Genomic DNA, 13,581 nt, shown 5'->3' on the forward strand with positions numbered 1-13,581 from the left:
AAATTCTTCAGGCTGTTTTGTTTATGGTGGACTGGTCAACCCTCGATACCGTGTTCCTCGATATGGATGGGACGCTGCTGGATCTGCATTTCGATAACCATTTCTGGCTGGAACACCTTCCCAGACGCTACGCCGAGCACTTTGACCTGCCTCCGGCCGAAGCGCGGGAGCAGCTGATCACAATGATTATGGCCGAGCGCGGCTCGCTGAACTGGTACTGCACCGACTACTGGAGCGACCGCCTGAAACTGGACGTTACCGGCCTGAAAGCAGAAGTCGGTAACCGCATCGGCTATCGTCCACACGTAACCGACTTTCTCGCAGCCCTGCGCCAGGCCGGCCTGCGCTCTGTTATCGTCACCAATTGCCACCCGGACCCACTCGCGCTGAAACTGCAGCGCACCGGGCTGGAACAACACGTTGATGACATTGTTTCCAGCCACCAGCTGGGCAAACCCAAAGAAGACCCCGCCTTCTGGCAAGATCTGGGGCAGCGTGCGCCTTACCGGCACGAGTCCACCCTGATGGTGGATGACAGCTTCCCGGTGCTTGAAAGTGCCCATGCCGCAGGCATCGGGCAATGCCTCGCGGTGCTGGCCCCTGACAGTCAGCAGCCGGCAAGGGATCACCACCCCGAGATTCCCGGCATTCATCACTTTGACGAAGTCCTTCCGGCATTGCGGTCGCGCCAGCCTCTGCCATCCGGCCGTTGAGCTGCGTATAATTGCCCGGGATGCAGCTGATGCCCAACAGGTGAGGAGATATGAAGGCGGCCAACACAGAGGATCCTAAAATCCGGCTCGATAAGTGGCTCTGGGCGGCACGATTCTATAAAACCCGCTCGCTTGCCAAAGCGGCCATCGAAGGCGGCAAGGTTCATTACAATAGCCAGCGCACCAAGCCCGGCAAAGTCGTTGAGACCGGCGCCAGGGTAACGCTCCGCCTCGGATGGCAGGAGAAAATCGTGGTAATTGATGACATCAGTGACCGGCGCCGGGGCGCTCCCGAAGCCCAGCAGCTGTATCACGAGACCGAGGACAGCCTCAAGCGCCGGGAAGACCTGGCCTGGCAACGCAAAACCATGCAGGCAGCCCAACTCCCCCCGGCCCGGAGACCCAGCAAGAAAGATCGTCGGGATATCCAGCGTTTCCGGGAGCAAAATGGCCTGTAACGGGCCAATTCCGTGCACCTGACGATTCACCCATTATTCCGTTTCAGCGAACCATCACGCAGCCCCAGGAGAAACCATGGCATCCCGAGACCAGTTCCAACGCTTTCTTTTTGAACACAGTCAGGTGCGGGGCGCCTGGGTACAGCTTGGCGACAGCTACAGGGACGTAACCAGCCAGGCCCCGTATCCGGACTCCGTGCGGCAACTGCTGGGTGAAGCCCTGGTGGCCAGCGTATTGATGAGCAGCACCCTGAAATTCCAGGGCACGCTGTCATTGCAGGCCGCCGGAGAGGGCGCTCTGAGCACCCTCATGGCCGAGTGCAGCCATGACCGCAATATCCGTGGCCTGGCTCGGTTTGATGCCGATGCCGTCAGCGGTGAAACCATGCACGAACTGCTCGGCCAGAGCCGCATGGCAATTACCATTACACCCGAACAGGGCCAACGTTATCAGGGCGTGGTACCCCGGGAGGCCAACACATTGGCTGGATGCCTCGAAGAGTACTTCGAGCGCTCTGAGCAGATTGCCACCCGCCTGTTTATCTTCGCCGATGAGGACTCTGCCGCGGGCCTTCTGCTACAGCGCCTGCCGGGGCACACCGACGACGATGACGACCTGTGGAACCGGATAAATCATCTGGCGGCGACTGTTGAGGCCGGAGAATTGCTCAACCTGGACAGCGAGACACTGTTGCATCGCCTGTTCCACGAGGAAACCGTCCGCCTGTTCGAACCCGATCCGGTTGCTTTTCGCTGCAGTTGCTCCCGCGAGCGCACGCTGGGCGCGCTCGAAGCTATTGGCAAAGACGAGTGCTACAGCATCCTTGACGAACAGGGCAGCATCAACATGGATTGCCAGTTCTGTCACGCAAACTATCGGTTCGATAGGAATGACATTGATCATCTTTTCACCGGGCATACGTTACACTGAGTATTGGCTGAATTTGCCTGAAAGCCGCGCCGTGCGCGGCTTTCAGCGCAGTCGTTTTTTACCGGCGTCTCTGGCATAATAGCGCGCCTGAATTGACCCGATTGTTCAGTTTTCCGTCAATTTTCGGGGGGACGGCCTGGGCAATCACGAAGACATCCCGAGGGCGAGGTCGAAGTGAGCAACACTTATAGTGATCTGAGTACAGCACGACTGGTCGAGCTGGCATTAGCAAGAAACGAAGGCGAGCTGGCATCCAATGGTTCCCTGGTGGTCACCACCGGCGAGCGTACCGGCCGGTCTCCAATGGACCGTTTTATTGTCGAGGAGCCCAGCACCGCCGATGATATTCATTGGGGCCCGATCAACCGCCCGTTCGATGCCGAAAAGTTCGACGCCCTGTGGGACCGTGTTGAAGCCTACATTGCGGAAAAAGACCGCTTCGTCTCTCACGTTCACGTCGGTTCTGACCCCGAGCATTATCTGCCGGTCAAGATGACCACCGAAACCGCCTGGCAAAACCTGTTTGGCCGCAACCTGTTCATTCGCCCCGACGGTTTCAACCCGGCCGACAAACAGGAATGGCAGATTCTCAATGTCGCCAACTTCGAGTGCGACCCCGAGCGGGACGGCACCAACTCCAATGGCTGTGTCATTATCAACTTTGCCAAGCGCAAGGTATTGCTCGCGGGTATGCATTACGCGGGTGAGATGAAAAAGGCCATGTTCTCGGTTCAGAACTTCCTCCTGCCCGAGAAAGATGTTCTGCCCATGCACTGCTCGGCCAACGTCAGTGAAACCGGCGAGACCTGCCTGTTCTTTGGTCTGTCCGGTACCGGCAAGACCACCCTCTCGGCCGATCCTCACCGGTTCCTGATCGGCGACGACGAACACGGCTGGGGCCCCGGCACCGTCTTCAACATCGAAGGGGGGTGCTACGCCAAGTGCATCGACCTGAGCCAGAAGAACGAGCCGATCATCTGGGACGCTATCCGCTTCGGCGCCATCGTTGAAAACGTCAAGATCGACCCGGAAACCCGCGAGCCGGACTACACCGACGTCTCCCTGACCGAGAACTCACGTTGTGCCTACCCGCTGGAGCACGTTGAGAAGCGCGTGATCGAGAACCGTGCTGGTGAACCCTCGCACATCATCTTCCTGACCTGCGACATGACCGGCGTTCTGCCTCCGGTATCCATACTCAGCCGGGAAGCTGCTGCCTACCACTTCCTGAGCGGCTACACCGCCCTGGTGGGCTCTACCGAAATGGGCTCGTCTTCCAAGCTCAAGTCCACCTTCTCCACCTGCTTCGGCGCGCCGTTCTTCCCGCGCCCGGCTGGCGTATACGCCGAGCTGCTGATGAAGCGCATCGACGAGTTCGGCAGCAAAGTCTTCCTGGTCAATACCGGCTGGACCGGCGGCCCCTTCGGTGAAGGCAAGCGGTTCAGCATCCCGACCACACGCGCCATCATCGCCGCCATCCAGAACGGCGACCTGGACGACGTGGAAACCGAGCACCTGGACACCCTGAACCTGGACGTGCCCAAGCACGCACCTGGCGTGGACACCGAGCTGCTCAACCCGCGTAACACCTGGGTCAGCCCGGATTACTACGACGGCAAAGCCCAGGAACTGATCGCCCAGTTCGTCGAGAACTTCAAGAAGTTCGACGTGGCAGAAGCCATCGTTGAAGCCGGCCCGAAAGCCAGCTAACGCGGGCTCCCGGCCAAAAAAAAGCGCCCTGCGAAAGCACGGCGCTTTTTTTATGGTTGTCCTTCAGGCTGGCTGAAGCAATCAGCTGGCATAGAACAATAGCGGCACAAACGCCACCAGCACCAGCGAAATCCCCATGGCAATCAGAGGCATGATGATGCGCTCGTGACGCTGGTAAAAGGTGCCCGTTTCCTGCTGCGCGGCCAACACTTCAGCCTCCCCCACCACCTGCCGGGTCAGCAGATGGTTCAGAGCCACGGGCGGGCTCAGATAACCCAGCTCGAAGGCCACCAGCGTGACCATCCAGAAATGGATGGGGTGGATGCCACTGGAGTAGGCAATCGTTGCCACGGTCGCGGTGACCAGAATCACGGCGCCAAAGGCATCCATGATCATCCCGAGGATCACCAGGATGACCACCATCAGCAGCATCGCGGCCCAGGGGCTGTCGAACGCCTGGGGGAAGGCCTCCATGATGTGGGAGCGCTCGATCACGCCGCCGATACTCACCGACAACCCCAGCAACAGTAACAGCGCGCCAATTTCGGCGGTGGTGTCGTTGGTGGCACCACGAACACTTCGCTCCAGCCCCTGGTGATTGATGTCACCAGAGGCCCGCCCTCCCCGGCTTTTAAGGCTGATGTGCTCATACACCAGAATGGCCAGCATGATCACGGGCAACAAACGGGGTGCCGAGAATTCATCCATGCTGACATCCAGGGCAAACCGGTAAACCAGCACCACGAAAGCAATCACCAGCACATACGGAATCAGGGGCCGCAGGGCCTGCAACGAAGCCGGCAACGCATCCGCTGCCGGAGCGAGGTTAAACTCACTCTGCCGGTTGACGGTCAGCGCCACCAGGGCAAACAGGGTGGCGGTCAGAACGAAAACCCAGATTCCCCAGCCGAACAGTTCGTCTGTGGTGACTTCCCGGTTCAGGTAGGCAATCACCACCACCAGCAGGCACGGCCTCAGAACCACCCCCAGGGAGCCGGACATGGCCGTGGCCGCCAGAGCGAGGTGCCTGCGCGCACCGGCGGCCCGCAGCTCACTGTAGATCACCGCACCGGCAGCAATGACAAAAATACCGGAGGCCCCGGTGTAAGCCGTCGGCACCGCGGCCACCAGAACCGCCACAACCGCAAGCATTTCCGGGGGCATCCGCCAGGGACGAAAAATATTAAACACCAGGGTCGCCAGTCGCGTCTGTTTCAGCATCATGCCGACCCAGACATACAGGCCCACATTCAGGAACATATCGGCAAGTTCCATCATCTTGCCGAGATAGATACCAATGCCCGACGAGTGCCCGATCATGGCAAAGTAGGTGCCCGAGATCAGGCACATGACCGTATAAAGCGGTACCGAAAGGAAGGCCTGATTCAGGTTGCCGCCTTCGGACAGGTTCGCCGGCACCCGGAACAGCCGGTACAGGCTCGCCAGGGTCAGGCAGCCAAAGCCGACAATCCAGAAGTGATGCAGCAACAATTCCTCTGCGGATACCGTGGTGCTGCTCGCCAGGCTGGACTGCCTGAAAATGACTGACGAGCCCAATAGCATGGCATTGGCTATGGTTTGCAGAGTATAGGAAACCGTGTAATCGAGCCGCGTTTCCATCGCCCGCATAGCGATGTGGTGACGGGTCAGTGTGGCGGTAACCGCACACAGCATGACCAGAACCACCAGGACATAGCGCTGCGCCGTCAACCCGAAGGCAATCAGGTCGGCCACGAACAACTCAACGGCGCGATAAACTTTCACCCCGGGCGTAAGTTTGCCCTGCAGATCGTCATAGCTGGCGTGAGCGGCACGACAGTCTGCCAGTGAACGCTCGATGGCAAGTCGCACTTCCTGCGGGTCTTTTTCATGGGCACCCAACAGTGCTGCCATCGGGTCATCGGCAGCCGGCTGCCGGGCCAGCTCGCGGGCAACTTCGGCCTCGATGTCCCGGTTCAGATTGCACTCCGGCTTGACCGGGTCCATCCGCAGCTTGTAATACCCGCTCCAGAGCTGCTCCCCGGCACGCAACATCTGGTTGTGGATATCACTGCTGGTCGAGAACAGAACCACCGCCAACAACAACAAACAGGCCGGCAGCGATGAAAACCACTCCAGACCACTTCGACGAAAACCACCCTGGCTCATAACGGCTTACTCAGCTTGATGATGGCTTACAACAGATCGTCCAGATCCATGGTCTCGACGGGTTCACGCTGGTCATCCCAGAATGTCCCAAACTGCCCCATGGGCGTGCGGTGACCGGTATTTTCCACCCACAGCCGATCGGAAATCGCCAGCAGCATATCGGTCGCCATGGCATCCACAAAACGCCAGTCCTCGTTACGGCCGGTGCTTTCCAGGGAATCGGCATGGTCCCGAATCACCGATTTAACCAGGGCTTCATCGTTCTTGTTCAGAGCAGCAATCGCCTGAAACACATGGCCCAGGCGCACCCCGGCCTGCTCCCCCTGTTCAGCGGCGATATCAAGGCGCTCAAAGGCATCTTCACCCTGGGGCTGGGTGCCCGGAATCATGGCCCACACGGTGGCACGCAACCCCATGGGCGCTCCCCACCATTTTTTGTTGTCCAGACACTGGGTGGCACGACCGACGACCGAACCGGTATTAAACGGAACCCCCACCGAGGAGGTCGCCTGAATCTGGGCGTTGAGCGCCTGCAACCCGGACAACAAGCCGGCCATGTACATAAATTCGTCCATGTCGTCATCGAAGTCGGGGCACTCGGTCTCGTCCGGATTACCATAGTGACGGTTGTGGTGCTGCCAGCTCTTCAGATAACGGCGTGCGGCAAGCGCATGGGCACGCTTCTGACGAATAAACGCATCTTCCGCTGCGGTTGCATCCATCGCATACATCGCCGCCAGCCCGGCCAGTTCATGCTCCCGGGCCTGCTCTTCCGCGCAGCTTCCGGAAGACAGATAAAGCATAACCGCCAGTTGATCCGGCTCGCTGGTTACCCGGCCAAACGACATCAGCAAGGGCGCCGTGGCTTCGCTCATGGCGCATCCCATCGCCAGATCATCGGACTCCATCAGGTAAGGAACGGTGTGATCCCGGGAAAAGCCTTTCATGACGTCGCCGGTGGTTTTGTAGATCATGTGATTGACCGCACCACAGCCACTCAACAAAACGCCTGCGGCCAATGCCGCCAACGCACCGCGAAGATCTGCCCCCTTGGTCGGGAATTTTCCGAAAATCTTCATACCTGCCTAGCCTTTTTTCTTGTGTTGTATCCGGTTGGGAGAACACCCTGCGCCAAATGTTACAGCGTGTAACCGCCGGCCATTATGACGAACTCCATTACCGGTTTATGAGACCAATCCCGCAAATGACGGCAGCGGGACGCCCGGTTACCGATGACAGTTTGCGAATTCCAGGCAAAGCCACTATAGATTGCTTCAACCTCTGCGCTTGCCGGGGGATTCAGCCGAAAAACAAAATGAGAAATCAGGAGTGTGAAATGCGTAAACCTGAACTTGCTGCCGCGATTGCCGAAAAAACCGGGCTCACCCGGGAAAAAGCCGGAGAGGTGGTCAACGCGTTTACCGATCAAGTGTCGGCAGCGACCGCCCGGGGCGAAGACGTTACCCTGATCGGTTTCGGAACCTTCAACATCCGTAGCCGCGAAGCCCGCAGCGGGCGCAACCCGCAAACCGGTGCAAGCATTGAAATCCCTGCCAGCAAGACCGTGGGCTTCAAGGCCGGCAAAGCCCTGAAAGACGCCATCAAGTAATCGTCACGGGCCCGCCAACGGCGGGCCACTCAATGCCTCAGGACGCACATTCCGAGCGCGAGCCATCCACCCGGCAGCGAATCGCCTTCATCAGCTTGATCGCGCGATCGTCGTAAACGCCATCCTCAAGCAACGACAGCCTCACCTGGCGCAACATCTTGTCGTATTCCGCCACATCCTCTCTCGGCGGGTGCATCCAGACGGTCTCAGGAATGCCGGCTTCGGCCTCCGCGATGATGTCATAGGCCTGATCGATTCGTTTGATGGACTCGTCCCGCACCATTTGGCCGGCGTCCTCGGGGAACCGGTCACGGTGGATAATCACCTGGAAATTCATATAAGCCAGCGCGTACTTGAAGACACCCCCCTTGGAATTGACGCCCTTGTACAGCTCCAGCGGCTGGTAGGCCACGGCCGGCGCGTAGGCCAGGTCCACGCTGCCGTTATTGAATTTGCCGGCAAAATTGGCGGAATTGGAACCCACCACTGACGCACCAACGTGGCGTACCATTCTCACCGACGCCGTATCGTAATCGAGCGTTGCAATCCGCTGACCCTGTAGTTTGTCTACCGAGTCGATCGCCCGGTCTCGGGTGTACAGGTAGATGGCTCCGGCGGGGAACACCCCGGCCACTTCGTAGGGGCCGTCAACCAGGAAGGGCCGCGCTTTGGCCTGGCTCAGGGTGTTGTAAAGCAGTCGCATTTCCTCTTCGCCCGGTACCGCTCCCATGGCTTCCAGACTGCCGGTAAACTTGTTGAACTCACGGGCGCGAGTTCCGGTGAGCAAAACTGCGTCGCACTGGCCCGCCTTGAAGTCCTCGGCAGCCACCTTTTCATCGGTGTAGGCTCGCAGATTCAGCTTGATACCCCGCTTCAAAGCAACGGGCTGGAATTCCTTGGTAATCGCAAAGAGAGGACCATTAGCGCCAACCGGGTCAAACACGCAGAAGCTGCGCTCCAGGATTTCAGCCTGAGCCTGAACCAGGGAAGGCGCCACAAGACTGGCGCACAGGGCGGCTGCCATGGCGAAGCGGCGGGAGAGAGTGGCTGTTTTCACGGGATGACTCCTGAGTTTTTATTGTCGGGCCGGCCACATCCGGGTGGCCGGCTCTCATTCTATACCCTGACCGTAAAAGGTCAGGGCATAGAATACGTTGGCTCAGGTGCCTTTCATCAAGCGTTTTTCAGCAAAACCGGTGTGTTCTGTGATGATGTCGACAGAGGCAGGGCTACCTCGGCCTCATTTTCCAGGTGCGATATCGCCGGCCTGCCAGGCGGCACGGCCGGCCACCAGCGTGAGCTTCATGACCCCGGGCAAAGAACGATCCATCACCGGAGCGTGTCGCCCCGCAGACAACAGCGTTGTCACCGCCGGCTGCCAGCGGGCATCGGGGTCAAAAACGCAGAGATCTGCAGGAGCACCGGCTGTCAGCGCTGTCGCCTGGCCCAGAACACCGGCCGGGCCGTTGGTCAGCGCCCGTAGCAAATCCGCCATAGCCAGTTCGTTGCGCGTGACCAGCTCCAATCCCAGGGAGAGCACGCTTTCAATGCTCGAAAGCCCCGGTTCGGTTGCCGGCAGCGGCGCCTGCTTGGCGGCAGAGTCGTGGGGCTGGTGCTGGCTGACGATGGCATCAATAACACCGGCCCGCACGCCGGCCAGCAGTGCCTGGCGATCGGCTTCCCCGCGCAACGGCGGCCGCACATGAAAGCGACTGTCGAAACCGGCCAGCGCCGTTTCAGTAAAGACGAGCTGATGCATGGCCACATCCGCCGTAACCCGCACACCCTTCTGGCGTGCTTCCGCCAGCATCTCGACACTGCGGGCACAGGACAGCTGGCTCAGGTGCAGTTGCACGCCGGTCTCCTCCGCCAGCAACAGCATTTCCATCACCGCCGCCGTCTCTGCCACCTCGGGAATGCCAAGCAGCCCCAACCGGGTGGTCACCTGGCCGTCATGGGCGTAGCCATCAGCCGCCAGGGCCGCATTTTCCGGGCTGAACATCACGGTCAGCCCGAAGGTCTGGGCGTAAGCCATACAACGGCGGAGAATCCGGGCATTACGAACCCCCCGTGAGCCGTTGCCAACGGCAACACAGCCGGCCGCTTTCAGACCGGCCATGTCGCTGAGCAGGTCACCGTCCAGGCCACGGGTAATGGCGCCAATCGGCAAGACCCGAACCACGCCGCGGGAGCCGGCGCCATCCAGAATCAGGTTGGTCACGGCTCCGGAATCGTTAACCGGCGATGTCTCCGGCGATGCACAGACCGTGGTGAAGCCACCGTGGGCCGCAGCCCGGGTTTCCGAGGCAATATTGCCTTTCTGGCCATTGCCCGGTTCACGCAGGTTACAGCACAGGTCAATAAATCCGGGGGCAATGATGTGACCCTCGGCGCTGAACGTTGCGCCCGCCTCGCCGGCGCGGGCCTGCTCGCCCACGGCTTCAATGTATCCACCACGGACCAGTAACCCCGGGTTGGCTATCAGCCCTTCATTCGGAACAAACAACTGCCCACCCGTGAGCCTCAGGCCAGCCTCACTCCCATTTACCACCTGTGTCATGCCCGGCCCTCCTGCTGTTCCAGCTGTCTTTGCTGACGCTCTGCCATTTGCCCGCTCATGGCCATGGACATCACAGCCATGCGAACAGCAATACCATTGGTTACCTGATTGAGGATAACTGACTGGCGGCCGTCGGCGACGGCCGATTCAATTTCGACACCACGATTGATAGGACCCGGGTGCATCACAATGCAGTCCGGCTTCGCGAGGGCCAGCTTTTCCTGGTTCAGGCCGTACAGGCGGTAGAATTCGCGTTCACTGGGCAGCAAGGCACCTTCCATGCGCTCTTTCTGTAGCCGCAGCATAATCACCACATCCAGGTCTTTCATGCCGCGGGCCATATCGTATTCCACGGTGCATCCCAGCTCCTCGACATCTCTGGGCAGCAGCGTGCCGGGCGCAATCACCCGTACCTCTTCGGCGCCCAACTCATTCAGGGCGCGGATCTGCGAGCGGGCCACTCGCGAATGCAGCACATCGCCCACAATAGCGACTTTCAGGCCTTCAAACTGCTTCTTGTGCTGACGGATGGTCAGCATATCCAGCATGGCCTGGGTAGGGTGGGCATGGCGGCCATCACCGGCATTGATGATCGCCACACCCGGAGTCACGCTCTCGGCAATGAAGTGAGGCGCACCACTCTGGGAATGCCGCACAACAAACATATCGGAGGCCATGGCCTCCAGGTTCAGCAGGGTATCAGACAGTGATTCGCCCTTGGAGGTGGCCGAGGTGGAAATGTCCAGATTCAGAACGTCGGCCGACAGGCGTTTTGCCGCCAGCTCGAAGGTGCTGCGGGTACGGGTGCTGGATTCGAAAAACAGGTTAGCCACCGTCCGGCCCCTGAGCAACGGTACTTTCTTGATGCTTCTCGCTCCCACTTCGATAAACGAGTCAGCGGTGTCGAGAATATCCGTGAGCAGCGGCCGGCTCAGGCCATCCAGCGTCAGGAAATGCCGCAACTGACCACCCCGGGTCAGCTGCAAGTGGTTCGGGGAAGGGTCAGTCTCGGTCATGGCTCGCCTGTTATCAATTTGGGAAGGTTTACTGCCCAGATTCCTGTACTTCAATGCGCAACGGTTCGGGGCCACGCAGTTTCACTCGCTGGCGGGCATCCAGAGTCAGTGCCCGGCCGACCACATCGGGCTGGATCGGCAGCTCTCTGGCACCCATATCAACCAGCGTGGCCAGTATGATACTGGCCGGACGGCCGTAGTCGAATATTTCGTTCATCGCCGCGCGAATGGTCCGCCCGCTCATGATCACATCATCGATAAGGATGACATCCCGGCCTTCGGTATCAAACGGCAGGCTCGAAGGCATCACCCGAGGATTCAGGCCAATACGACTGAAATCGTCCCGATAGAACGAAATATCCAGCTCACCGAAGGGCTGGGCAATGCCCAGCCGTTTACCCAGGGCGTCGGCCAGCCAGACCCCGCCGGTCCGAATACCAATCAGCACCGGCTTGTCGACGCCACGCTCCTGAAGCAGTGTTCGTAAGCCCGACTCCAGGGTGTCGAGTAGCTGGTCTATATCAAGCAATGCGGTCATTACAGCCTCGTCTAGCAGGTCAGCCGGCCTGTTCCCGGCACCAGGTTTCCAGTATCAACACCGCGGCACGGTCATCAACGCCGTGCCGGCCAAAATCCCGGCTACCACCACCGGCCATGACATCACCCTTGGCCTCAAAACTGGTCAGCCGCTCATCCACCATCTCAACCGTCACGTGGTAGCGTCCGTGCAGACGCTTGCCGAATTTTCGGGCCCGCGCGCACATCTCGTTCTCGGAATCATCCATATTCAGGGGCAGGCCCACCAGCACAATGTCCGGTTGCCATTCTTCAAGCAGCGCCTCAATCCGGCGCCAGTCAGGGATACCATCCCGCGCCGGCAACATGGCCAGGGGCTGGCCGGTGCCGAGCATTTCCTGCCCGGAGGCCACGCCCATGCGGCGCGTACCGAAATCAAACGCAAGTATGCGGCGGTTGGCGGTGTCAGGCATGGCCCACCGAATCGCTGAGCTGATTCAGATCAATGCCCATCATCTTCAGCACAGCCTGGTACCGCTGGTCAGCCGGCGTGCGGAACAGAATATCGATGCTGGCCGGGCAAGTCAGCCAGGCATTACTGCCTAATTCATCTTCCAGCTGGCCCTCACCCCAACCGGCATACCCCAGGGCCACCAGAAACGATTCCGGCCCCTGGTCCTGGCCAATACTTTCGAGAACATCCCGGGAAGTCGTCAACAACACATCGTCGGTCACACGGGTGGTATTCTGCCAATGCTGCCCCGGCGAATGCAGCACGAAACCACGCTCCGGCTGGACCGGCCCTCCCGTGAACACCGGCAGGTCAAGCTCGCCGCCGTGCATATCAAGCTGCTCCAGGATTTCACCCAGATGAATATCCAGCGGCTGGTTGACCATCAACCCCAGCGCACCTTCGTCTGAATGCTCGCACAGATAGATCACACCGCCGTGGAACCGGGGATCGGCCAGCCAGGGCGACGCAACCAGAAAGTGATGCCTGAGGCAGACGCTTGTACCTTGTTCTGATGTCATCCGGATGAGAGCCCCCGTCGCTGGAATGACCAGGTGCGTATGATTTCCAGCTCATCCACATTCTGGCGCATTTCCTCGGGGAAAGGCGCGAACGGAGCCGCCATACGCACGATTCGGATTGCCGCGTCATCCAGTACCGTACTCCCGGAGGACTGGAGGATCGCCACTTCCTTGATTGTGCCATCTTTCTTCAGGGAAACCAGCATCCGTAACGTGCCGTAAATGCCCGCCTGCCTGGCTTCCGTGGGATAATTAATGTTCCCAACCCGGGTCACCTTGCCGACCCAGTTCTGCACATACCAGGCGTTACTGGATTTCAGGGTTGAGGCGGCCGTTACCCGCATCACCCGCGGCTTGCGGGCATAGGCTCGCTGCTGGGCATCAAACCGGGCTTCCAGACTGGCGATTTCCAGACTGCGCTCCATCAGGCTTCTTTTCTCACTCCGGGGCAAAGACTCTTCCCGGGGCTCGGTTTGCTGTTCCGGCTTGCCAACCTGCCGCTCTGCCCGGCTCTCGGTTCGCACCACGGACCGCTGCTCTCTCGGCTGAGGCGCGGTCGTGGTCTGTGGCTGCGGCTGAACCTGGACAGGCTCGGGCTGACTGACCTCGGATGGATTGGGTGAGGTCATTTCCATGGCCTCTTCTTCCGTGCCACTGCCTTGCTGATTACTCTGAGCCAGAAAATCCGCCTTGTCCGGTGCCTGCTCATCGTCAAACTGGGACAGCGTAATTTCCATGGTCTGTGCCGAAGATCGGGGTGATTCCGGGGCAAAGGTTATCCCCAGCACCACAACGGCATGAACCGCCAGTGCCATGAACAGGGTGAAGGAAAACCGATCGAAATCGCTTACCTGGGTAGACATGACGGGTCCTGAATCTCCTCTCTGT

General features: G+C 59.7%; 14 protein-coding genes. 5 read left to right on the forward strand and 9 right to left on the reverse strand.

Annotated features, from left to right (window positions below; genetic code table 11):
* Positions 1–23: 23 nt before the first annotated feature.
* From yrfG to ACP2AU_RS03385, 4 genes are all read left to right on the forward strand, one after another.
* The gene (gene yrfG / locus ACP2AU_RS03370; protein ID WP_426374484.1) at positions 24–713 is read left to right on the forward strand and encodes a GMP/IMP nucleotidase; all 690 of its coding nucleotides are present in this window, start codon (positions 24–26) and stop codon (positions 711–713) included.
* Positions 714–763: 50 nt separating this feature from the next.
* Complete coding sequence (hslR, locus tag ACP2AU_RS03375; protein WP_426374486.1) at positions 764–1,171, forward strand: ribosome-associated heat shock protein Hsp15; 408 nt, start codon at positions 764–766, stop codon at positions 1,169–1,171.
* Positions 1,172–1,247: 76 nt separating this feature from the next.
* Positions 1,248–2,102 carry an Hsp33 family molecular chaperone HslO gene (gene hslO / locus ACP2AU_RS03380; RefSeq protein WP_426374488.1) on the forward strand — a complete coding sequence of 285 codons (855 nt, stop codon included), beginning with the start codon at positions 1,248–1,250 and terminating at the stop codon, positions 2,100–2,102.
* A gap of 174 nt (positions 2,103–2,276) precedes the next feature.
* The gene (locus ACP2AU_RS03385; protein ID WP_426374489.1) at positions 2,277–3,812 is read left to right on the forward strand and encodes a phosphoenolpyruvate carboxykinase; all 1,536 of its coding nucleotides are present in this window, start codon (positions 2,277–2,279) and stop codon (positions 3,810–3,812) included.
* An 81-nt stretch (positions 3,813–3,893) separates the two neighbouring features.
* On the opposite strand, the gene ACP2AU_RS03390 is transcribed toward ACP2AU_RS03385, so the two are convergent.
* Both ACP2AU_RS03390 and ACP2AU_RS03395 read right to left on the reverse strand, forming a co-directional pair.
* Positions 3,894–5,960 carry a TRAP transporter large permease subunit gene (locus tag ACP2AU_RS03390; protein WP_426374491.1) on the reverse strand — a complete coding sequence of 689 codons (2,067 nt, stop codon included), beginning with the start codon at positions 5,958–5,960 and terminating at the stop codon, positions 3,894–3,896.
* A gap of 26 nt (positions 5,961–5,986) precedes the next feature.
* Positions 5,987–7,039, reverse strand: coding sequence for a hypothetical protein (locus ACP2AU_RS03395; RefSeq protein WP_426374492.1), 1,053 nt, complete (start codon positions 7,037–7,039; stop codon positions 5,987–5,989).
* Positions 7,040–7,296: 257 nt separating this feature from the next.
* Here ACP2AU_RS03395 and ACP2AU_RS03400 point away from each other — a divergent pair, with 257 nt between their 5' ends.
* Positions 7,297–7,569: an HU family DNA-binding protein gene (locus ACP2AU_RS03400; protein ID WP_426374494.1), complete on the forward strand. Its 273-nt coding sequence runs from the start codon at positions 7,297–7,299 to the stop codon at positions 7,567–7,569.
* Positions 7,570–7,606: 37 nt separating this feature from the next.
* Here ACP2AU_RS03400 and ACP2AU_RS03405 read toward each other — a convergent pair whose 3' ends face one another.
* From ACP2AU_RS03405 to ACP2AU_RS03435, 7 genes are all read right to left on the reverse strand, one after another.
* A complete protein-coding gene (locus tag ACP2AU_RS03405) occupies positions 7,607–8,593 on the reverse strand; it encodes a putative solute-binding protein (RefSeq protein ID WP_426375070.1) in 987 nt (328 codons plus the stop codon).
* A gap of 216 nt (positions 8,594–8,809) precedes the next feature.
* Entirely contained in the window at positions 8,810–10,129 is a 1,320-nt protein-coding gene (locus ACP2AU_RS03410) for a dihydroorotase (protein ID WP_426374495.1), read from the reverse strand.
* Positions 10,126–11,145, reverse strand: coding sequence for an aspartate carbamoyltransferase catalytic subunit (locus tag ACP2AU_RS03415; RefSeq protein ID WP_426374497.1), 1,020 nt, complete (start codon positions 11,143–11,145; stop codon positions 10,126–10,128). Before ACP2AU_RS03415 ends, ACP2AU_RS03410 begins: the two co-directional genes overlap by 4 nt.
* 28 nt (positions 11,146–11,173) lie before the next feature.
* On the reverse strand, positions 11,174–11,683 hold the full coding sequence (gene pyrR, locus ACP2AU_RS03420) for a bifunctional pyr operon transcriptional regulator/uracil phosphoribosyltransferase PyrR (protein WP_426374498.1): 510 nt from the start codon (positions 11,681–11,683) through the stop codon (positions 11,174–11,176).
* A 19-nt stretch (positions 11,684–11,702) separates the two neighbouring features.
* Positions 11,703–12,134, reverse strand: coding sequence for a Holliday junction resolvase RuvX (gene ruvX / locus ACP2AU_RS03425; RefSeq protein WP_426374500.1), 432 nt, complete (start codon positions 12,132–12,134; stop codon positions 11,703–11,705).
* Positions 12,127–12,693, reverse strand: coding sequence for a YqgE/AlgH family protein (locus ACP2AU_RS03430; RefSeq protein WP_426374501.1), 567 nt, complete (start codon positions 12,691–12,693; stop codon positions 12,127–12,129). Before ACP2AU_RS03430 ends, ruvX begins: the two co-directional genes overlap by 8 nt.
* On the reverse strand, positions 12,690–13,556 hold the full coding sequence (locus ACP2AU_RS03435) for a TonB family protein (RefSeq protein WP_426374502.1): 867 nt from the start codon (positions 13,554–13,556) through the stop codon (positions 12,690–12,692). Before ACP2AU_RS03435 ends, ACP2AU_RS03430 begins: the two co-directional genes overlap by 4 nt.
* Positions 13,557–13,581: the final 25 nt, after the last annotated feature.

The organism is Marinobacter sp. VGCF2001 (assembly GCF_049943275.1).
GTDB lineage: Bacteria > Pseudomonadota > Gammaproteobacteria > Pseudomonadales > Oleiphilaceae > Marinobacter.